Genomic DNA, 23,851 nt, shown 5'->3' with positions numbered 1-23,851 from the left:
CTCGCCGCGCCGCCCGGCGACGCGGTGACCGTGTAGCCGGTGAGCCCGGCCCGGGTCGTGTCCGGCGCGGTCCACGACACGGCGGCGATGCCGGCGCCGGGCACGGCACCGACCCCGGCCGGCGCGTCGGGGGCGCCCGGCGTCACGGCGAGCGACGGTGCGCTGGGAAGCGAGCTGCCGGTGGCGCCGACGCCGTTGGTCACGACGGTGAACGTGTACGGTGAGCCGGCCGTGAGCCCGGTGACCGTGCAGCCGGTCGTGGCGGTGGTGCACGTCGCGCCGCCCGGAGAGGCGGTCACCGTGTAGGTGGCGACGCCGCCGCCTCGGTTGACCGGTGCGGTCCACGACACGGCCACGCTGGTCCCGCCGGCGGTGGCGGTGACGCCCGTCGGCGCACCCGGCGGGCCGGGGGCGATCGGCAGCGAGGGCAGGCTGCCGGTGGAGGTGCCGCCGGGCCCGGCCGCGACAACCGTGAACGTGTACGCCGTACCGCCGGTCAGACCGGCGACGGCGCAGGAGGTGCCGGTGGTGCTGCAGCTGCCACCACCGGGGCTCGCGGTCACCGTGTAGCCGGTGACCCCGGCTCGGACCACGACGGGCGGGGTCCACGACACGACGACCGTGGCGTTGCCCGCGGTGGCGGTCACCGCGGTCGGCGCGTCGGGCGCGCCGGGCGCCACGAGCGCGGTCGGCGCGCTCGCCGCGGAGTCGCCGGTGCCCGCGATGCCGCTGGCGACCACGGTGAACGTGTAGCCGATGCCGGGGGTGAGGCCGGAGACGGTACAGCTGGTCGCGGACGTCGTGCAGGTCGCGCCGCCGGGCGCGGCGGTGACCGTGTAGTGATCGACGCCGCCGCCCGGGTTGACGGGCGCGCTCCAGCTGACGGTGGCCGAGCTGGGGCCGGCGCTCACGGTGACGCCGGTCGGTGCGCCGGGCGGCCCGGGCGTGACCGCGGTGGCCGGCGCGCTCGCCGGCGACGTGCCGCCGGGGCCGGTGGCGACGACCGTGAACGTGTACGCGACGCCGCTGGTGAGACCGGTGACCGTACAGCCGGTGGTGACGGCGGTGCAGGTGGCACCGCCCGGCGACGCGGTCACCGTGTAACCCGTGACCCCGGCCCGGATCGTGGCCGGCGCGGTCCAGCCGACGGTCGCGCTGCGGGCGCCCGGCGTCGCGGTGACGGCGGTCGGCGCGTCCGGCGCGCCCGGGGTGACCGGAGCGCTCGGGAGACTCGGCGCCGACGAGCCGGTGCCCAGGACGCCGACCGAGACGACCGCGACGGTGTAGGCGGTACCGTCGTCGAGGCCGGTGATCGTGCACGACTGCTGCGCGAAGTTGACCGTGACGCAGGCGTGCAGACCCGGGGTGGCGGTGGCGATGTAGCCGGTGATGAGGCTGCCCGACAGTAGCGGCGGCGTCCAGGAGACGGTGATCGCCCCGCCGAGCGCGACGGCGTGGACGCCGGTCGGCGCCTCGGGCGGCCCGGCGGTGGTCGGCACGGCGGTCGCGGCCCCCGGCGATGTACCGCCGGGACCGGTCGCGACGACCGTGAACGTGTACTGCGTGCCCGTCGTCAGCCCCGTCACCGTGCAGGCCGTGCCGCTCGTCGTGCAGGTCGCCCCGCCCGGCGACGCCGTCACCGTGTAGCTGGTGACGCCGGCCCGGGTGACCAGCGGCGCGTTCCAGCCGACCGTCACCGAGCCGATGCCGGGCGACGCGGTCACCGCCTGCGGCGGGTCGGGCGGCCCGGGCACCACCGCGGTGGACGCCACGCTCACCGGCGACGAGCCGGTGCCGGCGGCACCGGTCGCCACGACGGTGAATCCGTACGCGATGCCGTTGCTCAGGCCGGGCACCACGCAGCTCGTGCCGGTCGTCGTGCAGGTCGCGCCGCCGGGTGCGGCGGTCACCAGGTACGAGGCGATGCCGGCGCCGGTGTTGGCCGGCGCGGTCCACGACACGGTCGCCGAGCCGTTGCCACCGGCGGCGGTAACCGCGGTCGGCGCGCCGGGCGGGCCGGGCCGCACCGGGTTGGACGCGCCGCTGGCCGGCGACGGCCCGGCGACACTGTTGGCCACGACGGTGAAGGTGTAGGCGGTGCCCGGCGTCAGCAGTGGCACGGTGCAGCCGGTGCCGACCGCGACACAGGTCCCGCCGCCCGGCGACGCGGTGACCGTGTATCCGGTGACGCCGCTGCCGGTGACGGCCGGCTGGGTCCAGCTCACGGCCGCGCTCGCCGGGCCCGCCACCGCGGTCACGCCGGTCGGCGCCCCGGGCGGCCCGGGCGTGAACGCCGCCGACGGCGTGCTCGCCGCCGACGAGCCGGTCAGCCCTACGCCGACCGCCACGACCGTCACCGTGTACGTGCCGGTGGGCAGCAGGTTCAGCAGTGTGCAACCGGTGTCGGCGGCGGTGAGCGTCGAGCAGAACAGCAGGCCCGGGTTCGCGTAGGCGACATAATGGTCGATGCCGGCGCCCTGGAACGCCGGCGGGTCCCAGGTGACGGCGGCGGTCAGCAGGCCCGGGGACACCGACACGTTCCGCGGCGCGCCGGGCGGGCCGGGCGTGACCGCGGACGTCACGGTGGCGGCGGACGTGCCGGTGCCGCCGACGCCGTTGGCGACGACCGAGAACGTGTACGCGGTGCCGCTGGTCAGCCCGCTCACGGTGCAGGTGAGCAGCGTCGCGGTGCAGGTCTGGCCGCCGGGGCTCGCGGTCACCGTGTATCCGGCGATGCCGGCGCCCGCGTTCAGCGGCCCGATCCAGGTGACCTGGGCCGAGTTCGCCAGGGCGACGGCGGCGGCGCCGGTGGGCGCGTCGGGCGGGCCGACGGTCGTCAGCGGCGACGGCAGGCTCGGCAGCGAGGTGCCGGCGCCGTTCGGGGCGGTCGCGGTCACGGTGAACGTGTAGATGACACCCGGGGTGAGGCCGCTGATCGCGCAGCTCGTCGTGGCGATGGTGCAGCTGGCGCCGCCGGGGGTGGCGGTCGCGGTGTAGCTCGCGATGCCGGCGCCGGCGTTCGACGGTGCGGTCCAGGAGACGGTGGCCTGGCGGGCGCCGGCGTTCGCGATGACGCCGGTCGGCATGCCGGGCGGGTTCGGGGGGTCGACGACGGTGGCGGTGCCGAGGCCGGCCGGGGCGGAGGTGCCGCCGAGACCCGTCGCGGTGATCGTGACCGTCCAGGTGCCGGCGGCGAGGTTCGGGATGGTGCAGGTCAGCAGGACGGAGGTGCAGGTCTTGGTGACGCCGCTCCTCGTGGCGGTCACGGTGTAGCCGGTGGCGCCGACGGAACCGAGCCAGGTCGTGGTGATGCTGTTGATGCCGCCGACGGCGCTCGCCCCGGTCGGCGGGTCGGGCGCGGCCTGGATGCCGCCGACGCCGCCCGGGGCAGGCGGGGCGCGGCTGGCGATGCTGCCGGACACGGTGGCCGAAGGGGCGGCCGACGGGCGCTGCGCCGCTACGGCTGCGCCGTCGCGGTCGCCGGCGTCGGAACTCGTGATCGCGCCGGCCGCGGGGGCGGCGGTCTTCGCGTTCGCTTTCGCCGCTGTGCTCGCGCCGGCCGCGGGGTCAGCCGTCTTCGCGTTCGCGTTCGCCGCTGTGTTCGCGCCGGTTGTGCTCGCGGCCCGGTGGGTGGGGGACGCGCCGGTTCCGGTGGCCGAGGGGACGGGCGGTTCCGGCTTCGTCCCCGCCTTCGCCGGCGCCGTGGTGATCGCCGGCTTCGGTTCGGCGGACGCCGTCACGGCGGTTCTGATCGTCTTCGCCGTGGCCGGCGTCGCCGCGTTCACGGCGGCCACGCTTCGGGTCACCCGCCCGACCGGGACGTCGGGGATGTCCTCCGCCTCGGCGCGGTGCCCGGAGGCGAGGAGCACGAATCCGACGCCGGCGACGACGAACGAGCCGAGCAGCACCGCTCGCGAAGCAGCGGTTTGTCCGGGCGCGGCCAACTCGGAACCTCCTCGGGGCGGACTTCACCCCGAGAATCACCCAGGCCACCGCTGTCAGGAGCGAAAATTTACCGATTTATGTATCCGATCTCGGACGCCAACCGGCAATCCACAGTAAATCAGTATGTGAATGCCCGAAATGGGCGCAGGGTCTGGGCGCGGCTGCTAAGGTCCGACCCGGGTGGACTGGTTCCCGGAAGCCAGGTCCGTCCATTGTGGAGCCCTAGTCATGCTCCATAGCTCGTTTACAACAGGGCGGACGGGGTGATCGGGAGGGATCTGACGCGGATGCCCGACGCGTGGTGGACGGCGTTGGCGACCGCGGCGGCAGCGCCGACGATGCCGAGCTCGCCGATGCCCTTCGAGCCCATCGGATTGAGATGCGGATCCTCCTCAGGCACGAACTCCACGTCGATGCGCGGGATGTCGGCGTTCACCGCGACGTGGTACGACGCCAGGTCCGACGTCACGAAGTCGCCGCTGCGCGGGTCCAGGACGGTCTGCTCCATCAGCGCCATCGACGCGCCCATCGTCATCCCGCCGAGGAGCTGCGAGCGGGCCGTGGTCGGGTTGATGATCCGGCCCGCCGCGAAGACGCCCAGCATGCGGTCGAGGCGGACCTCGCCGGTGGACGGGTCGACGCGCAGCGCGCAGAACTGGGCGCCGAAGGCGTGCCGGGCGTACTCGTCGCGGGCGGCGATGTCGGCGGTCGTGTCGGCGCTGACCGCGACGCCCTCCGGCGGGACGCGGCCGCCGTGCTCGCGCTCGATGCGCTCGCGCAGGAGCCGGCAGGCCTTCGTCACGGCCCACCCCCACGAGGACGTGCCCATCGAGCCGCCCGCGACCGGGGCCGTTCCGATCGCGCTGTCGCCGACGGCGATCTCGACGCAGTGCGCGTCGCAGCGGAGGGCGTCGGCGGCGATCTGCCGCACGACCGTGCGCGCGCCGGTGCCGATGTCCGCGGCGTTGACCGCGACCTCGAAGTGGTCGTCGGCGGTGGCGCGCGCGGTCGCGGTCGACGGCCAGGTGATCGCCGGGAAGGTGGCCGACGCCACACCGGTACCGAGGAGCCAGCGTCCTTCACGGCGGGCCGCGGGCCGCGGGTCGCGCCCGGCCCAGCCGAACAGGTCGGCGCCGTGCCTGAGGCACTCGACGAGGTGCCGGCTGCTGAACGGCAGGCCCCCGGCCTCGGTCGCGGCGTCGTTGTCGATGCGCAGCCGCACGGGATCCCAGTTGCCGGCGGTGGCCAGCTCGTCCATGGCCGACTCGAGGGCGAACGAGCCCGGGCAGTCGCCGGGGGCGCGCATCCAGGTCGGCGGCGGCACGTCGAGGGCGACGACACGATGCGTGCTGACGTGGTCGGGCGGGTTGTAGAGGACGCGACTGACGACGGCGCTCTGCTCGGTGAACTCCACGAGCCGCGACGTCTGCGAGATGGCCTCGTGGGCGAGGGCGAGCAGGCGCCCGTCGCGGTCGGCGCCGAGCCTGACGCGCTGGATGGTCGGGGTGCGGTACCCGGCCAGGGAGAACAGCATCCGCCGGCTGAACGCGAGCTTGACCGGCCGGCCCATGAAACGGGCGGCCATCGCGGCGAGGACCACGTTCACCCGCGGCATGCCCTTCGAGCCGAAGCCCCCGCCCACGTGCTCGTTCCGCACGCGCACGAGCTGCGGCGGGAGCTCGAAGAGGGCGGCGAGGGTGTCGCGTACCGTGGTCGAGGACTGCGTCGCGTCGAACACGACGAGCCGCCCGCGCTCCCAGAACGCGGTCGTGGCGTGTGGCTCCATCGGGTTGTGGTGCTCGGTCGGCGTGCGGTACGTCGCGTCGACGCGCACCTCCGCGGCGTCGAACCCGGCGCCGAAGTCGCCCTTCTCCACCCGGCCGACGTAGCCAGCGTTGACGGTCGCCGGCTCGTAGAGGCCCGGATGGTCGGCGCGTAGCACGGTGTCCGCCGGCTGGATCTCCGCCCGCACCACGACCGCCTCCGCACCCTCCCGCGCGCTTTCCAGGGTCGTCGCCACGACCAGCGCGACGACCTGCCCGTGGAAGGCGACGTCGGGCGACTGCAGCACGAGGAGGGTCGGGTCGCCGGCGGGCTCGAGGCGCGGCGCGTTGCCGTGCCACAGCACCGCGAGGACCCCGTCGACGGCGAGCGCGGGGGTGGTGTCCACGTCGATCACCCGCCCGCGGGCGAACGCCGACTGCACCGGCCAGGCGTAGAGGGCGCCCGGCAGGGGGTGGTCCACGGCGTACCGCGCCTGCCCGGTGACCTTCTCGCGCGCCTCCAGCCGCGGCTGGGCGGTGCCGACGTTCGTGGGAGTGCGCAGCGTCGTCACGAGGTCATCTCCCGCAGCACCTCGACGGTCAGGTTGCGCAGCAGCGGCACCTTGTAGCCGTTGTCGCGCAGCGGCCGGGCGCCGGCCAGCTCCTCGTCGGCGGCCCGCGCGAAACTGTCCGCTGTGGCCGGTGCGCCGCGCAGCGCGCGCTCCGCGGTCCAGGCGCGCCACGGCAGGTGGGCGACGGCGCCCCAGGCGATGCGGGCGTCGTGCACGACGCCCTCGCGCACGTCCACCGCGGCCGCGATCGAGCCGGCGGCGAACGCGAAGGACGCGCGGTCGCGGACCTTGCGGTAGACCGACGTCGCGGCGATGGGCAGCTCCGGCAGTACGACCCCGGTGATCAGCGCGCCGCCGGGCAGGTTGGTGTCGCGGTCGGGCCGCTCGCCCGGGCGGCGGAAGAGGTCGTGCACGCTGATCTCGGCGCTGCCGTGCGGGCCGATGTACTGTACCGATGCGTCCATGATGGACAGTGCCACGGCCAGGTCCGACGGGTTGGTCGCGACGCACTGCGGGGAGGCGCCCAGGATCGCGAGGTCGTGGTGCTCGCCCTCGCGCGCGTCGCAGCCCGAGCCCGGGTTGCGCTTGTTGCACGCCTTGGTGACGTCCTGGAAGTATCGGCAGCGGGTGCGCTGCAGCAGGTTTCCGGCCACGGTCGCGCGGTTGCGCAGCTGCCCGGACGCGCCGGCGAGCACGGCCTGCGACAGGGCCGGGTAGGCCGCGCGCACCGCCGGGTGCGTGGCGAGGTCGCTGTTGGGCACCAGCGCGCCGACGTGCAGGCCGCCGCTCGGGAGTGCCTCGATGTCGCGGTACGGCAGGTGGCTCAGGTCCACCAGCACGTCGGGCGCGCTCACGCCGAGCTTCATGAGGTCGACGAGGTTGGTGCCCCCGGCCAGGTACACCGCGCCGGGCCTGACCATCGTCGCCAGCGCGCCCTCGGCGTCGCCGGGTCGTTCGTACGCGAAGGGCCTCATGACGTCGAGACCGACTCGTAGACGGCGGCGGCGATGTTCACGTACGCACCGCAGCGGCAGATGTTGCCGCTCATCGCCTCCCGGACGTCGGCCAGGGAGGCGGTCTCCTGTGGGGTGAGCCCGGCCGCGGAGCAGATCTGGCCGGGCGTGCAGAAACCGCACTGCAGCGCGTCGTGCTCGATGAACGCCTCCTGGATCGGGTGCAGGCCGGGCCCGGCGCTGAGCCCCTCCACGGTGGTCACCTCCGTGCCCTCGGCGGTGACCGCGAGGATGAGGCAGCTCACCACCCGCCGGCCGTCCAGCAGCACCGTGCAGGCGCCGCACTGGCCGTGGTCACACCCCTTCTTCGTGCCCGTCAGGCTCAGCTGCTCGCGCAGCACGTCCAGCAGCGTCGCGCGGTTGTCTACGCGCAGCTGGTGCGCGTACCCGTTGACGCGCATCGTCACGTCGCTCGAGGTTCGTGTGTCACCCACGGCGCGGTGCTGCCCCCGCCCCGGCGGTTTAACCCGCCCGCTTGACATGAACCGCGCTTGAGGTCGGAGGGTGCTCTCATGCATGCGATAGAGGTGGCCCGCTTCGGCGGACCGGATGTCCTGCTACCCGTCGACGCGCCCGACCCGGTCCCCGGGCCCGGGCAGGTCGTCGTCGACGTGGCGGTCGCCGACACGCTCTGGCTGGAGACGATGGTGCGGGCCGGGCACGGCGGTGACTTCTTCCCGGTCGAGCCGCCGTACCGGCCGGGCGTGGGCGTCGCCGGCACGGTGTCCACTGTCGGCAGCGGCGTTGCTCCACAGTGGATCGGCAAGCGCGTCGTGGCCCGCACCGGCCACGCCGGCGGCGGCTACGCGGCCCGCGCCCTCGCGCCGGCCGACGCGCTGGTGGCCATCCCCGACGGGGTCGGGGCGGCCGACGCCGCGGCCGTGCTGCACGACGGCGTGACGGCGCTGGCCCTGCTCGACGTGGCGCCGCTGGGCCCCGGCGACCGGGTGCTGGTGACCGCGGCCGCCGGCGGCATGGGCGCGATCCTGGTCCAGCTGGCCAGGGCGCGGGGTGCGACGGTGGTCGCCGCGGCTCGGGGCGCGGCGAAGCTCGAGCGCCTGCGCCTGCTCGGCGCCGACCAGGTCGTCGACTACTCGGCGCCGGAGTGGACCGCCGCGGTCGAGCCGGTCGACGTGGCGCTCGACGGCGCCGGCGGCGACCTGGGCCGGGCCGCGTTCGCGCTGGTCAAGAACGGCGGCCGGTTTTCCGGGCACGGCAGGCCGGCGGGTGGCTTCGCCGCCGACCCCGAGGCGGCGCGGACGCGCGGGATCACGGCCACCGGCATCGCCGAGCTGCGGCTGCGCACCGCGAGCTCCCGCGCGTACCTCGGTCACGCCCTCGCCGCCGTCGCCGAGAAGCGCTTCACGCCGCTGGTCGGGCAGGTCTTCGGGTTGTCCGAGGCGGCCGAGGCGCACCGGGCGATCGAGCAGCGCACCGCGATCGGCAAGACCTTGCTGGTAGTGGGTTAGCAGTCGCATGACACGGCTCGGCGCGGGGCGGTGAGCTCGTCGGCGGGCCGGCGCTGCGGGCCCGCCGGCGTGGCGAACTCCAGGCCCTCGCGCACCCAGTACTCGTAGCCGCCGAGCATCTCACGCACCTGGTAGCCGAGCTTGGCGAACTCCAGCGCCGCGCGGGTGGCGCCGTTGCAGCCCGGGCCCCAGCAGTACGTGACGACCCCGGAGCCGGCCGGGATCAGCTCCGCGGCGCGGACGGCGATGTCGGCCGTGGGCAGGTGCACGGCGCCCGGGATGTGTCCCTGAGCCCAGGCCTGCGCGCCGCGCGAGTCGACGACGACGAGGCCCGCCGCGCCGGCGGTCATGGCCGCGTGCACGTCGCTGACGTCGGTCTCGAAGGTGAGGCGGGCGGTGAAGTGCTCGATGGCGTTGGTCATGCCCAGAAGCATGATTCCGCGGCGGTACCGCGGGACAGTGGCGAAAACGACGCTGTCCACTAACATTTCGCCATGCGCGTACACGTCGGCGGCCCCACCGTCTCGGTCCTGGCATTCAGGGGCATGTCGCTGTTCGAGACGGGGATCGTCACCGAGGTCTTCGGGCTGCCGCGGCCGGAGCTCGACGTCGCGTGGTACGAGCTGAGCATCTGCGCACCCGCCCCGGGCCCCGTGCCGGTGGTCGGCGGCGCCACCCTGCACCCCGGCGGCGGCCTCGCCGAGCTGGCCGCCGCGGACACGGTCATCGTGCCCGGCGTCGAGAGCGTCCACGCCGACCCCCCGCCCGCCGTCCTCGACGCGCTGCGGGCCGCGCACGAGCGGGGCGCACGGATCCTCTCCATCTGCTCGGGCGCGTTCGCGCTCGCCGCGGCGGGCCTCCTCGACGGCCGCCGCGCCACCACGCACTGGCGCTACGCCGGTGTGTTCCGCGACCGGTTCCCCCGCGTCGAGCTCGACCCCGACGTGCTGTACCTGGCCGACGGCGACGTGTGGACCAGTGCCGGTAGCGCCGCCGGCCTGGACCTGTGCCTGCACGTCGTGCGGAGCGACCACGGCGCGGCGATCGCCAACGCCGTGGCCCGCCGCCTCGTCGTTCAGCCGCACCGCGACGGCGGCCAGGCCCAGTTCATCGAGGCGCCGATGCCCGCCGACGCGTCGGACGACCGTATCGCCGCGAGCCTGACGTGGGCGCTGGCGCACCTGTCCGAGCCGCTGACCCTGCCGGCCCTGGCGCGGCAGGCCCACATGTCGCCGCGCACATACCTGCGCCACTTCACGCGCGCCACCGGCACCAGCCCGATCCGCTGGCTGCTGCGCCAGCGCGTGCAGGCCAGCCTGGCCCTGCTGGAGACGACCGACACCCCCATCGAGCAGATCGCCGCCACGGTCGGCTTCGAGACCCCGGTGACGTACCGTCACCACTTCGCCAACACCATGCGCACCTCGCCGTCGGCGTACCGGCAGGCCTTCCGCTCCCGGGCCTAGCCTGGTGTCCATGGCCTTTCCCGACTTCCGCGCGGCGGACGCGATCGCCGTCCGCACCAGCGTCAAGCTGCTCGACGGCCCGCTCGACCTCGCCCTGCCCACCCCGTGCGCCGGTTGGAACCTCGCCGACCTGCTGGCCCACATGACCGTGCAGCACCTGGGCTTCGCCGCCGCGGCCCGCGGCGAGGCGTGGCCCTTGGACCGCTGGCGGCCGGGCCGGCTCGGCGCCGACCCGGTCGCGGAGTACGCCGCCGCGGCCGAGGACGTCATCGCCGCGTTCGCCGCCGTGGACGCCCTCGACCTTCCCATGTCCCTGCCCGAGATCGCCCCGGGCCCGCTCGCCGCGTGGCGCGGCATCGGCGCCCACGCCATCGACTACGTGGCGCATGGCTGGGACGTGGCCCGGTCCGTGGGCCGCACGTTCACGCTGTCCGAGGACGTGCTGACGGCGGTCCTGCCGATCGCCGAGGGCGTCCCCGACGGCCCGAGTCGCGACCGCCCGGGCTCCGCGTTCGCCCACGCCCTGCCGGTCACCGGGGACGCATCGACGCTGGACCGCATCCTCCTGCTCCTGGGCCGCAGTCCCGCGTGACGGCACGCCATCGCGCTCGGGCGCCGATGGCGGCGCTGGGCTGCCCGTAGGCCACCCCGGGCGCTTTCCAGTGGGAGGGGCGTGCTCTTCGAAGCGGCGCAGTGCGGCCATCCGCAGGACATTTGTCACCGCGGTGTCGAGACGGACGCATCTGCACCCACCGTCAGGACCTTCGTAACGTTGCGTGCATGAACGCCGTCGATCTCCAAAAACTGTCGTACGCCTATGGCAGCGTCCACGCTGTGGAAGACATCACGCTCCGCGTCACCGCCGGGGAGGTCGTCGCGGTCCTCGGGCCCAACGGCGCCGGCAAGTCGACGATGCTGCTGATGCTGCTCGGGCTGCTGCCGCCGCGCACCGGCACCGTGCGGCTGTTCGGCGGCAGCCCGCAGAAGGCCGCGGCAGCCGGCCGGGTGGGAGCGATGCCGCAGGCCGGCGGGCTCCTGCCGCGGTCGACGGTCGGTGATCTGCTGACGTTTCTCCATCGGGTGTATGCGCACCCGATGCCCGTCGCGGAGGCGCTGGACCTCGCCGACCTGACCACGGTGGCGGGGCGGACGGTGGAGCGGCTCTCCGGCGGCCAGGCCCAGCGGCTGCGCTTCGCGATGGCCGTCATCGGCCGGCCCGATCTGCTGGTGCTCGACGAGCCCACGGCCGCGCTCGACGTCGAGTCCCGGCGCGCGTTCTGGGCGGCGATGCGCGCCTATGCGGGACAGGGTCGCACGGTGCTGTTCTCCACACACTACCTGGAGGAGGCCGACGCCAACGCCGATCGCATCGTGGTGCTCGACCGGGGCCGGGTGCTCGCCGACGGCACGGCCGCCGAGGTCAAGCGGCGGGTCGAGGTCCGCACCGTGAGTGTCACAAACCTGGAACAGGATTATTCAGTACTTCCCGGTGTCGTCGCGTTCGCCGTCAAGAACGGCCGGGCGGTTCTGACGAGCACCGACTCCGACGCCACCGTCCTGGCGCTCGCCGCGGCGGGCCTGCTGCGCGACCTCGAGGTCACCGGCGCCGGGCTCGAGGAGGCCTATCTCGCACTGACCCGGCTGGAGGCCTGACCGTGCTGCCCTACATCCGCCTGGAGCTGCGCCGGCTCGCGCGCATGCCCGGACTGCTGATCTTCGCGGTGATCATGCCGCTGCTGAGCTACCTGCTGTTCACCAACCTCAACACGATCACCGGCCAGGACAAGAGCACCGCCGCTACATACACGATGGTGTCCATGGCCGGCTACGGTGCGATCGGCGCGCTGCTCAACTACGCGTCGGGCCTCGTCGTCGACCGCTCCATCGGCTGGCTGCGCCAGCTGCGGCTGACCCCGCTGCCGCCGGTCAAGGTGGTGCTGGGCAAGGGCCTGGCCGCGATGGCGGCCGCGCTGCTGCCGGTGTTCGCGCTGTGCGGGGCGGCGGTGCTGGTCAACGGCGTGCAGCTGCGGGCCGGGCAGTGGCTGGCGATCCTGCCGCTGCTGTGGCTGGGCTCGCTGCCCTTCGCGCTGCTCGGTCTGGCGATGGGCTACCTCGCCACGAGCCAGACGGTGCAGCCGCTCAATCTCCTGGTGTACCTCGGGCTGTCCATCGTCGGCGGCCTCTGGCTGCCGCTGGACGTGCTGCCCGGCTGGGTCGCCACGGTCGGGCGGCTGTTGCCGACCCACGCCTACGCCGACATGTCGTGGCGGGTCGCGTTCGGCGGCGCCCCGACCGTCGGCGACGTGGTGACGCTGGCAGTGTGGCTGGCGGTGTTCGCCGCCCTGGCGGTGCTCGGGTTCCGCCGGTCCGTGCGCAGCGTCGCGGCGCTGTGAAAGGGTGGACGCCGTGAAGCGCACGCGGTGGCGCCCGTCGATCGGGGGGATGCTCTGGGTCGCGGTCTGGACCTTCCTGCTGGTCGAGCCGCTGAGCAATGCCCCATCCAGGCTCGCCGTCGCCGCCCTGGTCGCATTCGAGCTCCTCTACGTCTACACCACCGCGCTCGGCTTCGACGGCGGGGGCACGCCCCGGGGGCGCGCCGCGCTGTTCGCGGCGGTCGCGGCGCTGGGCCTGGCGCTGCCGATCGTCTACGGGGAACACTGGCTCATCCTGCTGCTGTTCGTCTCGTGCTGCGGCGCGGCCATATACGCGGGGGCCGAGCGTCCGGTCACCGCCGTGCTCGTGTTCCTCGGGGTGCTCGCCGCGCAGATCGGCATCGGCCTGGCGATCGGCGCGCAGTGGTGGCCGATCGGCGGCACCGTCATCGGCACGATCCTGTCCTCGCTGCTCGTCGGCGCGGTGCGGCAGATGGGCCGGGTCGTCAGCGAGCTGAAACGCACCCGGGAGGCGCTCGCCGAGGCCGCGGTCGCCGAGGAGCGGCTGCGATTCTCGCGCGACCTGCACGACCTGCTCGGCCACACGCTGTCGGTCATCGTCGTCAAGGCCGAGGTCGTACGCCGCCTCGCCGAGCGCGACCCGGCCACGGCCGCCGCGCAGGCCGCCGACATCGAGCAGGTGGGTCGGCGCGCGCTCGTGGAGATCCGCGAGGCGGTCACCGGATACCGCGAGACCGGCCTGACCGCCGAGCTCACCCGGGCCAAGGGCGCCCTGTCCGCGGCCGGCATCGCGGCCGACGTGCTGCGCACCGCCGACCCGCTGCCGGACTCCACCGATCGCCTGCTGGCATGGGTGGTGCGCGAAGCCACCACCAACGTGGTCCGCCACAGCGGCGCCCGGCACTGCGAGATCGCTGTCACCATCGACGCCGGCGCCGCGAGCCTGCAGGTCACTGACGACGGCGACTTCGCCGCCACCGCAGCGCCCCCGCCGCCGGGCAACGGCCTGCGCGGCCTGACCGAACGGCTCGGCGCCGTGGGCGGCACCCTGGAAACCGGCCCCTGCCCCGGCGGCGGCTTCGCCCTCACCGCGAGGCTCCCCTTATGACCGCCGGCCGGACTCCCCGCACCCGACCAAACACGCCCACACCGCACGCGGCAGCTCGGAAACCGGCCCCCGCCCCGTGCCGCCGTCGCCCTCTCCCTCACCGCAAGGCTCCCCCTATGACCGCCGGCCGGACTCCCCCGCACCCGACCAAACACGCCCACACCGCACGCGGCAGCTCGGAAACCGGCCCCCGCACACGTGCCGCCGCCCTCACCGCAAGGCTCCCCTCATGACCCCGCACCGCACGCCCCCACCGCCACGCGACCGGACGGTGCCCGCAACCGCGTCCGCGGCTCCCTTCCCCGGCCCGCCGATCGCCGCCGTGGCGCCGGGCACCTTCGACCGAGCGCGGCGGACCATCCCGACGATCGCCGCTTTGCCGCCCGCCTTCGTTCGAGCCCGGGACTCGGCGCGGCGATCGGTCCTGCCTACCCACGTGCTGGGGACGGCGGGCGCGGACGGGACGGGGGTCGCGGCGTGACGATCCGGGTGCTGCTGGCCGAGGACCAGGGCATGATGCGCGGCGCGCTGGCGCTGCTGCTCGACCTCGAGCCCGACCTCGAGGTGGTGGCACAGGTGGCCACCGGCGACGCCGTCGTGCCGACCGCACTCCGGGTGCGGCCCGACGTGGCGCTGCTGGACATCGAGATGCCCGGCGGCGACGGGATCACCGCGACGGCCGAGCTGCGGCGGCGGCTCCCCGGATGCCGGGTGCTGATCCTGACGACGTTCGGGCGGCCCGGCTACCTGCGGCGCGCGATGGAGGCGGGGGCGAGCGGCTTCCTGGTCAAGGACGGCCCGGTGGAGTCCCTGGCCGCGGCCGTGCGGCGGGTGCTCGCCGGCGAGCGGGTCGTCGACCCGGCCCTGGCCGCCGCCGCCCTCGCCGCGGGCCCCGACCCGCTCACCGAGCGCGAGCGCGACGTGCTCCGCGAGGCCGCCGACGGCTCGACGGTCGCCGACATCGCCGCGCGCCTGCACCTGTCGGAGAGCACCGTGCGCAATTACCTGTCGGCCGCGATCACCAAGACCGGCACCCGCAACCGCATCGAGGCTGTCGGCGTGGCCCAGTCCAACGGCTGGCTCTAAACAACGGCGTCCGCGGCAGTCCGGCCGATCCACCGGCACAACGCACAGAAAGGGAGGCCTCAGAGCCCCGGCCGCACCAGGCAGCCGGGCCGCACCGCAACGTTCGCGCGAAAATCGGCCGCCTCAAGGCCACGAGGCTCAGACGCGCCGCGCCGCGCCGCACGACCGGTCATGCCACCACGACGCACGAACGCCTGACTCAGAACCGGGGGCCGCAGACGCGCCGCGCGACGGTCACGCCACCAGACGCACGGAACGGCTGGCTCGGAGCAGGGGGCCGCAGACGCGCCGCGCCGCGCCGCGCCGCGCCGCACGACGGTCACGCCACAACGACGCACGGAACGGCTGGCTCAGAAAAATATGGGTCGCAGCCGGGCCGCACGCGCTTTGCGGGCGATCGAGCCGCCACAGCGCATGGAGGCCGCGCCTCACCAACCGCAGCGCCCGGCCGCGTCACCCCACACCGCCGGTCGGGTCGGCATCAGGCGCGAGACCGCACCGCGCGACCTTGGGTTGAGATGGCGCAACGGGGCCACGCCGCCAAAGTTGAGTCTAGGTGACTCAGGTCACGTTCGCGAACGGAAGACGGTGGGCATCCCGTCCGTTGTAGGACTTGAGTGACACGGACTCAACCCTGGAGGGACTCGCCATCATGTTGCTGCGTACCGCCCCGTTCCGGACCTTTGACGCGTTCGACCAGTTCTTCGGCGGACCGGCCGTCCGCGTCGCCGCCCCGTTGGACGCCTACCGCGACGGTGACACGTTCTACGTTGAGATCGACCTGCCCGGCGTGGACCCGGCCACGATCGACGCCACCGTCGACCGCAACGTGCTCACCGTGCGCGCCGAGCGCACCCGCGCCCAGCGCGAAGGCGTCCGCCGCGTGATCACCGAACGCGCCACCGGCACCGTCACCCGCCGCCTGGTCCTCGGCGACACCCTGGACACCGATCGCCTCAAGGCCAGCTACGACGCCGGCGTGCTCACCCTGAGCATCCCGGTCGCCGAGAAGGCCCGCCCGCGCAAGATCGAGATCAGCACCTCGCAGCGCGAGCTGGCGAACGCCTGATCCAAGCCGGCGGGCCGACTGTCTCCCGCGCCAACGTCACCCCAGACCGGCCGCGCTCCGGGCAAGCCGCCCGGACCGGCCGGACGGGCGAATCGCCCGAGCATGGCCCCACCGAACACTTCCGGGCGCCGAGCCAGCCACCCAGGCGGCAACCCGGAACGGCAACCCGGAACGGCAGCGCGGAACGCAACCCGGCACGGCACGGCACAGCAGCCCGGCCCGGCACGGCACGGCACAGCAGCCCGGCACGGCACGGCACGGCAGCCCGGCACGGCACGGCACGGCAGCCCGGCACGGCACGGCACGGCGGCCCGGCACGGCACGGCACGGCGGCCCGGCACGGCACGGCACGGCGGCCCGGCACGGCACGGCACGGCGGCCCGGCAGCCATGCCTGGGCTGCCGTCCGGCAATGCCGCCAGGCAGGCGGCCGTCCCGCGATGCCGCCCGAGCCGCGGGCCCAGCGATACCACCCGAGCAGGTCAGCCGGGCTCGCCGCGCAGAACGGCACGCAAAACCCCGGTGCATAGAGCAGGACGGAACAGATCAGCGCACGGAACAGGGCGTGCCAAACGGGTAGACCGCTCAGGCTGCCGAACAAGACGCCCGCGAGCACAACCGTGGCGGGGCATGCCACATGGTTCCGCCAACCAATGCTCGCCAACCAGGGCCGGCAGACCAGATCGGTGCATACCGACCAGAGTGTGCCGAACGGGCTTCCGCCGACGAGGCGCCCCGACCAGCGGGACCAAGCCGACCAGCGCCAGCCGCTCGGCGGGATCAGCCGCACCGGCTCCGCCCGACTCGACCACCTGCACCATGGCGAACGACCTGCACTACGGCGAACGAACCGACCAGACCGAACGGGCCGGCCAGAGCGGCGGAGCCGGCGTTCCGAGCGCCTGACGAGGTTCGATCCGCGTCCGCGAAGGGGCCGCGACCCGAGCACGGGTCGCGGCTCATCGCGTTTACGTACGCATTCCTAATCGATCGCCGTCGCCACCGTCGGTTATTCTCACCGCGCCCGCGGTGAGCATCCGGCGTTATTGGCCCCCTGGCGAAATGCCTCGCAACACGGACCGGGAGTCCGGAGCTGGCGCGATGCTAACGACGCCGCGCGGTCAGCAAAGGCGATCAAAGCCACCCCGGCCGCCGGGCAAAGCGCACCCGCGCGGTCCCGCCGCCAATGGGGGCGGGTGGGGCGGACGGGCGAAGTACACCGGATCGATCGGCAATGCACACCCGCCGCCGGCGGCAAACCAAGCGGACCCGCGTGGCCGAAGGCAAGCATGCAATGCTGGCGGTGACGCGCAAATCCGGGCCGCATAACGGCAGCAAATCGGACGTATGGCCTCAGGAATGGGGCCGAACATGCACATGAAAAAACGGGCGGGCCGGGTGCTTGAATCACGCACCCGGCCCGCCCACGTACCGTTCACGCCGCCCCGGTGGCGGACCGGGAGGCACCGCGAGTGCGGGCCCGCGAGCCGCCCGGCCGACACCGGGAAAAGCCCGCCGTCTCGACGGGTTGTCGTGCCGGCGAGGCCGCCACGACGGCCGTTCCGAGCCGCCGGAGCGACCCGGAAGGCACCGTCACGGCCTCACGAAGCCCGCGCGGACGGCCGCGAAGCACCGGTCAGCGACCGGCCTCCGCGTGATACCGGTCGACGATGTCCTGCTTGATGCGCCCTCGATCGGACACGTCGATGCCCTTGGCCTGCGCCCATTCGCGGATGGCGCGGTTCTGGTCGCGATCGCCGCGGGTCACGCTGCGGCCGCGGGCCTCGCGTCCCCGCGAGGTCGCGACCACACCGCCCCGGCCGACCTTCGTCGCGGCAGCGACGAAGGGGGACACCGCGTCGCGCAGCTTCGCTGCGTTGGCCGCGGACAGGTCGATCTCGTACTGCACGCCGTCGAGCGCGAACACGATGCTCTCGGCGGCGGGCTTGCCGTCGATGTCATCGATCAGCTCGTGGATGACGCGTTTTGCCATGAGTGGCCTTTCCTCGGTGGTACCCAGATGTACAGAACCGATGTGTACGGAACCGATCCGGACCTCGGCACTGAGCGCACCGGCCGTATCATTCGGACACAAACAAGTTACTTGACGACATACTACGCGGGACTCAGAGAGATTACCTCCACCGTAGCCCTTTCGCGCGCCCGCCACCTAAATCAGCGTGTCACGAAACGCATACAACACGAAACGCACACGATCGGTATAGGCAACGTGGCGATATTGGGGCAACGATCACGCCGGAGAGAGCCACCCCGGCAGGATGGGGGGAACTCACCCTCTCGATCCAGAAGATCGCGGATGTGGAGTCAGGCGAGCATCCGCAGCGACAGCAGCAACGCCCCACCGACCACCAGGAGCAGGCCGCCGACGGATACGATCCGCACCAGCCACGAACCCTCCCGTACGAGTCGGGTCCAGCGCAGCAACTGCTCGCGCGTGAAGTGCAGCAACCGACGCGCCCAGCGGAATTCCATCGCCAGCAGGGCCAGGCCGCTCAGGATGATCAGCCAGCCGGGGCCGGGCAACGGCAGCAGCACCACACCCACGGCGATGATCAGCGTGCCCAGCGCGGCGACCGCGATCTTCGCGACCAGCCGGCCCAGCGGGGTCGCATGGGCGCGCGCACGCAGCCGCAGCATCACGGCCCCCGCGCGGGCGGCCCGCTCCCGCCAGCGGCTCGTCGCCGCAGTTCGCACCCCGGGCTCGGTCTCGGGCTCGCTCTCCCGCTCGGGCACTACGCCGGGGAGACGAACGCCGTCACCGCTACGGCGACGGCCGGCACCATCGCGAGGACCATTACGAGGGCCACCGCGACGAGAACCGTCGGTACCACGAAAAGGAGCAGCGCCACCAGCCTCGGAGGCCGCCGGACCATCTCCCGCAAGGTCGGCGGAACGCCCCGAATACGCCCCAGAAACGGACGAATGACCCAAATCATGTTCAGATGGGGCAAGATCGGGCGAACCAGTTGGGTCTACGACCGGAACCGCGCCATCATCGGATGCGGCAGCGACACGCCGGAAGTCACCCTCGCGAGCGGCCGGGCGCCCGGAATCAGGCGTAACGCCCGACCCGTTCGCCTCACTACCGCGCAATTCTCGTTCCGCTCACTCGATAACCCGTCACTCCCATGGACCACTGGACGTTACCGGAATGAATTGGCGTACGGCCCGAACGTCACGTCAAGGACCCCGACCGCGCCCAGAAAACTGGACATCAGACGCAAGATGTTCGGTTGACGGCAAATCGGGCCCAGAAACACTACAGAGTGAGATCGTAGAATCACTACGCGTAACACTGGGAATCGCCTCAACATAGGAGAGGCGGGGCACGGCATGCTCCGCAAGCGGTGCCGGGGGGAGTACGACATGAGCGCTATCCGACCATCGACCGTCGAGGTCGAGACATCCCTACGACTCGTCGCGCCCGACGCGACCGCGCTGCCGGTGCGAGCCAGCCTGCGCTACGACCCGAACGACCCGTACGCGGTGCACGTCCTCTTCCACGCCGAGTCGGCGGGGGGCGAGCCGGTGAGCTGGTCGTTCGCTCGTGAGCTGCTGTTCACCGGGCTGGACGAGCCGGCGGGCATCGGCGACGTGCGGGTCTGGCCGTGGAACGGGCCGCGCGGCGATTTCGTCGCCCTGGCGCTGTCATCGCCGGACGGCAATGCACTGTTCGAGGTGCCGCGCAGCGTGCTGGTGCGATTCCTGCGCCGCACGTACAGCGTCGTCCCACGCGGGCACGAGACGGACCACCTCGACGTTGACAATGCGGTGAACCGGCTACTCGCCGGCCGCTGAGCCCCGTCGCGCGATCTCGCCGGTACCACCGCGGCACCACCCGCCCCGCCGGCGAGCGAGCGCGAAGCGGCACCGCCACCGGGAGCCGGCACGCGGAGACAAGTTCCCGCGACGAGCACGCGCACCACGGGCGGTACACCCCGCGGCACCGGCAAGGTGCGCATCACCAGGACAGGCGACACCGGGCGCCACGCCGGCCCACCCTCCCCCAGCATCCGCCAGCCGCGGGGAGTGAAGGCCGGACGTGGTGCCCGGCGCCGTATCCGGGCTTCCTGTGATTTGCGGCATGCCTGGATCGCGGGACACTCGCCCCGGAGGCGCGCTACTGTTCATGGAGTCGGTGTGCTGTGTGTCCCCGGGCCTCACCACACTGCCTTCACGGAATACCGTTCGGCTGGAGCCGTGTCGCGCCTATCGCCGCGAGGCGACCTGGCACACCGACCCCAAATCCTTCCAGCCGGCTCGGCATCGCGCACCGCCAGGTCGAGCGAGTGCGGCACGATGGCCAGGGCCGGCACCCACTCGATGAACGCGAGCATGCGCCGGTGCGGCGTTGCCGGCGACTCGCACGCGCGGCGGGCTGTGCCGCCGCCGCGCGGACCCTGGATCGGCGCCAGAACAGGACGCCGGCCACCGCGAGCAGCACCAGCGCCACGCCGCCGCCGGTCGGCAGCAGCGGGCTCATCCCGCCCTCGCCGCCATGCCGCCGACGCTGCCATCGGGCTGGATGCCGATCAATGTCAGGCGGCTACATCTGGGTGCCGAAGTCCTGGGTCCAGATCGGGCTCTTGCCCTGGTAGGCCAGGCCCACGCCCAGGTCCTTGAGCTTGCAGTTGAGGATGTTGGCGCGGTGTCCGGGGCTGTTCATCCACGCGTTCATGACGTCCTCGGGCGTGCGCTGCCCCTTGGCGATGTTCTCGGCCGCGTTCGACCAGCGGTATCCCTCGTTCGTGATCCGGGTCGCGAACGAGACCCCCTCCGGGGTGTCGTGCGAGAAGTAGTTGCGCGTCGCCATGTCGGCCGAGTGCTTGTACGCCGCGGCGCGCAGCTTCGCGTTGTCGGCGAGGGGCTGGCAGCCGGCCTTCGCCCGCTCGACGTTCACGATCGCGAGGACCTGCGCCTCGTACGCCGAGTTGCCGGCCGGGGCGGTGGCCGTGGTGCTCTTGGGCTTCGCCGGCGGTGTGGTCTGCTTCGTCGGCGAAGGGCTGGTGGCGCGGGTCGTCGGCGTCGGCGACGGCGACGGGGCCGGCGAGGCGGTCGCGTGCTCGGCGGGGTCGCTGGATCCGCCGGCCGACGGCCCGACGCTGGCGCCGCCGAACTGGTCGCCGGGCTCGGCCGAGGCGGCATCGGCCACGTGGGACTTCGGCGCGTGGCTGGATGTACGCGACATCACCAGGGAGCCGGCGAAGGCGACCGCGCCGACCACGATCAGGGCGATCGTGCCGATCACGGCGGCCACGAGCATGCGCGAGCCGGTCCGGTGCCGCGGCACGTGCTCCTCGACGCCGCCGTCGAAGGCGCCGCCCGGGAAGCCATCGTTCTGGAAGCCGCCACCCCGGGAGGCGTTGTGCTCGAAGCCGCCGGCGTGCCCGGCGTATGGGTCGTAACGGTCCGGGTCGCCTTCACCGAACGCTGACACCAGGGCCTCCATGATCACGCAGCGACGTAGCCGCCACAGACACTAGAAGGCCGCGGACACGAAAGACGACCGTGGACGTCGATTTAACGGCGGTCTAAGCCAAACTTATGCCGCGGCCGATGCCGGCAGCAGCGCGCTCACGACCCGGCGAAACACGGCCGTGGCGGCGGGCACGTCCAGGTGCAGGTCATCGCGCCACATCGACCAGCCGGCGAAGGTCGCGGCGGCCATGAGCGCGTCGAGCACCTCGCCGCGGACCGGGCCGGCGGTGGCCAGTTCGAGGGCGAAGAGCGTCTCGATCTCGTCGCGGGCGACCTGGAGGTACCAGGCCCGGCTCTTGCGCAGTTGCGCGGAGAACGGCTCGCGGATGCGGGCGGCGCGGGCGGCCGGGGCGATGAGCTCCAGCATGCGGGCGCGCTGGGCGCAGTACCGCTCGATGCGCTCCGGCAGTGGCAGCTCCGGCGGGATCGGGCGGAACTCCGCGCGCTGCCGCTGCATCAGCCGTTCGCCGGCCGCCGCGAACAGGCCCTCCATGTCCTTGAAGTTGGTCCACAGCGCGCGCAGGGACACCCCGGCGCGCTCGGCGATCCGCTCGGCTGTGGGGCGCAGGTCGCCCTCCTCCAGCAGCGCGAGGTGGGCATCCGTGATGGCCTGCCGGGTCCGCTCCGCCCGCATGGTCCGTCCGTCCACCCGCTGCCGAACCCCAGCATTATTCATGACCCGTCAGCCTACGTGCCGGACCGTCGGCGAAACCTCTACGGTGAGGTACGTGGCATTGCGCACCGTGCACGACATCGATATCGAGCTGCCGATCTTCGATCCGGGCGAGCTCGAGCCGGTCAGCGCGCCCTGGGGCGGCAACCTCAACGAGGCCCATGTGCAGACCGGCCGCGCCATCCGCACGACCCTCATCGACGCCCGCCTGCGCCGGTCCCACCTGGAAAACCTCGACCTCAACGGGGTCGTGTGGGAGGACGTGGCGATCAGCGGGTGCCGGTTCGAGAAGGTCGACTTCACCGCCGCGCGGCTGACCGGCCTCACCCTCGAACGGGTGCATTTCGTCAACTGCAAGCTGACGTGGGCCAATCTCGCCGAGACGCGCCTGTCGGACGTGCTGTTCGAGGGTTGCCGGCTCGACGGCGCCTCCCTCGACGACGTCAGCACCGCCGGCCCGACCGGCTTCGTTGGCTGCGTGCTGGTCAACACCAACCTGCGCGACTGTGTGCTGCCCTATGCGGCGATGCAGGGCTGCCGGCTGCGGCAGATGTCGTTCGAGAGCTGCGACCTGCGCGGCGCCGACCTGCGCGGCAACCAGCTGTCCGAGGTCAGCGGGATGAGCAGCCTGCGCGGCGTGACGATCGAGCCGGCCCAGCTGCCCGGGCTCACCGACGCGGTGATGCGGGACCTCGGGGTGGTCGTGCGCGGCCTGAAGGGTTGACCCGCCAGCGCGGGCGACGGTGCGGGAAGGCGCGCGCCGGCGGGTCGTCGACGCAGGCGGCCAGCGGCTGCGCGGCCGTGCCCAGCAGGTCGCGCGGGTCGGCGTCCAGGGCACCCTCGACCGAGGCGAACGCGGCGATCCCGCTCATGCCGGCGGCGACGTGCAGCCACGAACGGATCGCCGGCGAGGGGGCGGCCAGGCGCAGCTCGCCGCCGCGGTCACGGGCCATGCCGGCGACGTTGACCAGCAGCGCCGCTCCGGTCGTATCGCACACCGTCACCTGCGACACATCGAGTACGAGCCGGGGCTCGTCGGCGACGAGGAGCCCGGCGAGCACCGGCTCGATCGTCGCCGTCGTCCCGTCCACCAGCAGCCCGTGCAGGGCCAGCACGACCGCACTCATCGTTGCTGACGGTACCCACCCCGCCCGCCGCGCGTCAGCGGCCGGGCGGCCGACCCCCTGCGGGGCCGTTCAGCCTGTCGGGGGTCGACGGACGCCGATGATCACGCCGGTGCCGTGCTCAAGCTCCACGCAGACCAGCCCGGGGTCGTCGAGCAGGGTCCTGCGGACCAGGTCCTGCCGGACCTTGAAGGCGTCGGGCCAGTCGTCGACCGCCCGCATGTCGTCCACGACGAGCGTCCCGCGCGGGTTGAGCCGCGCCAGGGTGTGCTCGATCCCCTCGGACTTTCCGGCCATCGCGTCGGCGAAGATGAGGTCGAAGCCGCCCTCCGCCGCGGCCAGGAACTCCAGGGCGTCGCCCACCCGCAGCTCGACGAACGCGGGCCACTCCCCCTGCGCGGCGATCGCGGAGATGGCCGGGTCGAGCTCGACCGAGACGACGCTGACGTCGGTGCGTGGCAGCAGGCCGCTGGCCAGCCAGGCGGTGCCGGCACCGGCGCCTGTGCCGATCTCCAGAACCCTCGCGCCGGGCGGCAGGGCGGCCGCGAGCGTGGCGAGGAGCCGCCCGACTGGCGGCTCGCAGGACTGCCCGAACCCGTTGGCCTCGGCCCGGGCGTAGGCGGAATCGATGAGGTTCACGGCGGCGACCCTACCGAAGATCGTCGTGCTCCG

General features: G+C 73.3%; 22 protein-coding genes. 10 read left to right on the top strand and 12 right to left on the bottom strand.

Annotated elements, in window-relative coordinates:
* The 4 genes from ABT297_RS26180 to ABT297_RS26165 form a co-directional block, all read right to left on the bottom strand.
* Positions 1-3,944: beta strand repeat-containing protein (locus ABT297_RS26180; RefSeq protein ID WP_350554222.1), on the bottom strand; the 3,944-nt coding region annotated here is incomplete at its 3' end.
* 245 nt (positions 3,945-4,189) lie between these two features.
* On the bottom strand, positions 4,190-6,280 hold the full coding sequence (locus ABT297_RS26175) for a xanthine dehydrogenase family protein molybdopterin-binding subunit (protein ID WP_350554220.1): 2,091 nt from the start codon (positions 6,278-6,280) through the stop codon (positions 4,190-4,192).
* Positions 6,277-7,254: an FAD binding domain-containing protein gene (locus ABT297_RS26170; RefSeq protein WP_350554218.1), complete on the bottom strand. Its 978-nt coding sequence runs from the start codon at positions 7,252-7,254 to the stop codon at positions 6,277-6,279. Before ABT297_RS26170 ends, ABT297_RS26175 begins: the two co-directional genes overlap by 4 nt.
* The gene (locus ABT297_RS26165; RefSeq protein ID WP_350554226.1) at positions 7,251-7,694 is read right to left on the bottom strand and encodes a (2Fe-2S)-binding protein; all 444 of its coding nucleotides are present in this window, start codon (positions 7,692-7,694) and stop codon (positions 7,251-7,253) included. Before ABT297_RS26165 ends, ABT297_RS26170 begins: the two co-directional genes overlap by 4 nt.
* 111 nt (positions 7,695-7,805) lie before the next feature.
* Between ABT297_RS26165 and ABT297_RS26160 the strand changes: the two genes are divergently transcribed.
* Positions 7,806-8,762: a zinc-binding dehydrogenase gene (locus ABT297_RS26160; protein ID WP_350554217.1), complete on the top strand. Its 957-nt coding sequence runs from the start codon at positions 7,806-7,808 to the stop codon at positions 8,760-8,762.
* Here ABT297_RS26160 and ABT297_RS26155 read toward each other — a convergent pair.
* Positions 8,759-9,184: a rhodanese-like domain-containing protein gene (locus tag ABT297_RS26155; RefSeq protein WP_350554215.1), complete on the bottom strand. Its 426-nt coding sequence runs from the start codon at positions 9,182-9,184 to the stop codon at positions 8,759-8,761. The two genes, ABT297_RS26160 and ABT297_RS26155, sit on opposite strands and share 4 nt — an antisense overlap.
* A 72-nt stretch (positions 9,185-9,256) precedes the next feature.
* Here ABT297_RS26155 and ABT297_RS26150 point away from each other — a divergent pair, with 72 nt between their 5' ends.
* The 7 genes from ABT297_RS26150 to ABT297_RS26120 all read left to right on the top strand — a co-directional run bounded on the left by ABT297_RS26150 (position 9,257) and on the right by ABT297_RS26120 (position 15,884).
* The gene (locus tag ABT297_RS26150) at positions 9,257-10,228 is read left to right on the top strand and encodes a helix-turn-helix domain-containing protein (RefSeq protein WP_350554213.1); all 972 of its coding nucleotides are present in this window, start codon (positions 9,257-9,259) and stop codon (positions 10,226-10,228) included.
* A gap of 10 nt (positions 10,229-10,238) precedes the next feature.
* Positions 10,239-10,820: a TIGR03086 family metal-binding protein gene (locus ABT297_RS26145; protein WP_350554211.1), complete on the top strand. Its 582-nt coding sequence runs from the start codon at positions 10,239-10,241 to the stop codon at positions 10,818-10,820.
* Between the two features lie 188 nt (positions 10,821-11,008).
* On the top strand, positions 11,009-11,881 hold the full coding sequence (locus tag ABT297_RS26140) for an ABC transporter ATP-binding protein (RefSeq protein WP_350554209.1): 873 nt from the start codon (positions 11,009-11,011) through the stop codon (positions 11,879-11,881).
* A 2-nt stretch (positions 11,882-11,883) separates the two neighbouring features.
* Entirely contained in the window at positions 11,884-12,621 is a 738-nt protein-coding gene (locus tag ABT297_RS26135) for an ABC transporter permease (protein WP_350554207.1), read from the top strand.
* A gap of 13 nt (positions 12,622-12,634) precedes the next feature.
* Positions 12,635-13,729, top strand: a complete 1,095-nt coding sequence (locus ABT297_RS26130; protein ID WP_350554205.1) for a sensor histidine kinase — start codon at positions 12,635-12,637, stop codon at positions 13,727-13,729.
* Between the two features lie 477 nt (positions 13,730-14,206).
* Positions 14,207-14,815: a response regulator transcription factor gene (locus ABT297_RS26125; RefSeq protein ID WP_350554203.1), complete on the top strand. Its 609-nt coding sequence runs from the start codon at positions 14,207-14,209 to the stop codon at positions 14,813-14,815.
* 652 nt (positions 14,816-15,467) lie between these two features.
* Positions 15,468-15,884, top strand: coding sequence for an Hsp20/alpha crystallin family protein (locus ABT297_RS26120; protein ID WP_350554224.1), 417 nt, complete (start codon positions 15,468-15,470; stop codon positions 15,882-15,884).
* A gap of 1,635 nt (positions 15,885-17,519) precedes the next feature.
* Here ABT297_RS26120 and ABT297_RS26115 read toward each other — a convergent pair.
* From ABT297_RS26115 to ABT297_RS26105, 3 genes are all read right to left on the bottom strand, one after another.
* Positions 17,520-17,876 carry a histone-like nucleoid-structuring protein Lsr2 gene (locus tag ABT297_RS26115; protein WP_350554201.1) on the bottom strand — a complete coding sequence of 119 codons (357 nt, stop codon included), beginning with the start codon at positions 17,874-17,876 and terminating at the stop codon, positions 17,520-17,522.
* Between the two features lie 332 nt (positions 17,877-18,208).
* The gene (locus ABT297_RS26110) at positions 18,209-18,637 is read right to left on the bottom strand and encodes a PGPGW domain-containing protein (protein ID WP_350554199.1); all 429 of its coding nucleotides are present in this window, start codon (positions 18,635-18,637) and stop codon (positions 18,209-18,211) included.
* On the bottom strand, positions 18,637-18,777 hold the full coding sequence (locus ABT297_RS26105; protein ID WP_350554197.1) for a hypothetical protein: 141 nt from the start codon (positions 18,775-18,777) through the stop codon (positions 18,637-18,639). The genes ABT297_RS26110 and ABT297_RS26105 overlap by 1 nt, the downstream gene beginning before the upstream one ends.
* Positions 18,778-19,270: 493 nt before the next feature.
* On the opposite strand from ABT297_RS26105, the gene ABT297_RS26100 reads away from it, so the two are divergent.
* Positions 19,271-19,702: an SsgA family sporulation/cell division regulator gene (locus ABT297_RS26100; RefSeq protein ID WP_033356715.1), complete on the top strand. Its 432-nt coding sequence runs from the start codon at positions 19,271-19,273 to the stop codon at positions 19,700-19,702.
* A 748-nt stretch (positions 19,703-20,450) separates the two neighbouring features.
* Here the strand turns inward: ABT297_RS26100 and ABT297_RS26095 are convergent.
* Together ABT297_RS26095 and ABT297_RS26090 are read right to left on the bottom strand one after the other, a co-directional pair.
* On the bottom strand, positions 20,451-21,341 hold the full coding sequence (locus ABT297_RS26095) for a CAP domain-containing protein (RefSeq protein ID WP_350554195.1): 891 nt from the start codon (positions 21,339-21,341) through the stop codon (positions 20,451-20,453).
* A 105-nt stretch (positions 21,342-21,446) separates the two neighbouring features.
* A complete protein-coding gene (locus ABT297_RS26090) occupies positions 21,447-22,058 on the bottom strand; it encodes a TetR/AcrR family transcriptional regulator (RefSeq protein WP_350554193.1) in 612 nt (203 codons plus the stop codon).
* A gap of 52 nt (positions 22,059-22,110) precedes the next feature.
* Here ABT297_RS26090 and ABT297_RS26085 point away from each other — a divergent pair, with 52 nt between their 5' ends.
* Entirely contained in the window at positions 22,111-22,779 is a 669-nt protein-coding gene (locus tag ABT297_RS26085) for a pentapeptide repeat-containing protein (RefSeq protein WP_350554191.1), read from the top strand.
* On the opposite strand, the gene ABT297_RS26080 is transcribed toward ABT297_RS26085, so the two are convergent.
* Positions 22,724-23,182 (bottom strand): STAS domain-containing protein, encoded by a 459-nt coding sequence (locus ABT297_RS26080; protein WP_350554189.1) that lies wholly within the window; start codon positions 23,180-23,182, stop codon positions 22,724-22,726. The two genes, ABT297_RS26085 and ABT297_RS26080, sit on opposite strands and share 56 nt — an antisense overlap.
* Before the next feature lie 69 nt (positions 23,183-23,251).
* A complete protein-coding gene (locus ABT297_RS26075) occupies positions 23,252-23,818 on the bottom strand; it encodes an O-methyltransferase (protein ID WP_350554187.1) in 567 nt (188 codons plus the stop codon).
* Between the last annotated feature and the right edge of the window lie 33 nt (positions 23,819-23,851).

Source organism: Dactylosporangium sp. NPDC000555, from assembly GCF_040300025.1.
Classification (GTDB): domain Bacteria; phylum Actinomycetota; class Actinomycetes; order Mycobacteriales; family Micromonosporaceae; genus Dactylosporangium.
Note: the sequence above shows the minus strand (reverse complement) of the source record. Positions and strands in the feature narration are given on the sequence as shown.

What these genes read in the sequence shown, in the direction of transcription:
- ABT297_RS26170 (WP_350554218.1), bottom strand. Translation starts at nt 7,254, where the DNA reads ATGAGGCCCTTCGCGTACGAACGACCCGGCGACGCCGAGGGCGCGCTG.
- ABT297_RS26165 (WP_350554226.1), bottom strand. Translation starts at nt 7,694, where the DNA reads ATGCGCGTCAACGGGTACGCGCACCAGCTGCGCGTAGACAACCGCGCG.
- ABT297_RS26160 (WP_350554217.1), top strand. Translation starts at nt 7,806, where the DNA reads ATGCATGCGATAGAGGTGGCCCGCTTCGGCGGACCGGATGTCCTGCTA.
- ABT297_RS26155 (WP_350554215.1), bottom strand. Translation starts at nt 9,184, where the DNA reads ATGACCAACGCCATCGAGCACTTCACCGCCCGCCTCACCTTCGAGACC.
- ABT297_RS26150 (WP_350554213.1), top strand. Translation starts at nt 9,257, where the DNA reads ATGCGCGTACACGTCGGCGGCCCCACCGTCTCGGTCCTGGCATTCAGG.
- ABT297_RS26145 (WP_350554211.1), top strand. Translation starts at nt 10,239, where the DNA reads ATGGCCTTTCCCGACTTCCGCGCGGCGGACGCGATCGCCGTCCGCACC.
- ABT297_RS26140 (WP_350554209.1), top strand. Translation starts at nt 11,009, where the DNA reads ATGAACGCCGTCGATCTCCAAAAACTGTCGTACGCCTATGGCAGCGTC.
- ABT297_RS26120 (WP_350554224.1), top strand. Translation starts at nt 15,468, where the DNA reads ATGTTGCTGCGTACCGCCCCGTTCCGGACCTTTGACGCGTTCGACCAG.
- ABT297_RS26115 (WP_350554201.1), bottom strand. Translation starts at nt 17,876, where the DNA reads ATGGCAAAACGCGTCATCCACGAGCTGATCGATGACATCGACGGCAAG.
- ABT297_RS26105 (WP_350554197.1), bottom strand. Translation starts at nt 18,777, where the DNA reads ATGGTCCGGCGGCCTCCGAGGCTGGTGGCGCTGCTCCTTTTCGTGGTA.
- ABT297_RS26100 (WP_033356715.1), top strand. Translation starts at nt 19,271, where the DNA reads ATGAGCGCTATCCGACCATCGACCGTCGAGGTCGAGACATCCCTACGA.
- ABT297_RS26090 (WP_350554193.1), bottom strand. Translation starts at nt 22,058, where the DNA reads ATGAATAATGCTGGGGTTCGGCAGCGGGTGGACGGACGGACCATGCGG.
- ABT297_RS26080 (WP_350554189.1), bottom strand. Translation starts at nt 23,182, where the DNA reads ATGAGTGCGGTCGTGCTGGCCCTGCACGGGCTGCTGGTGGACGGGACG.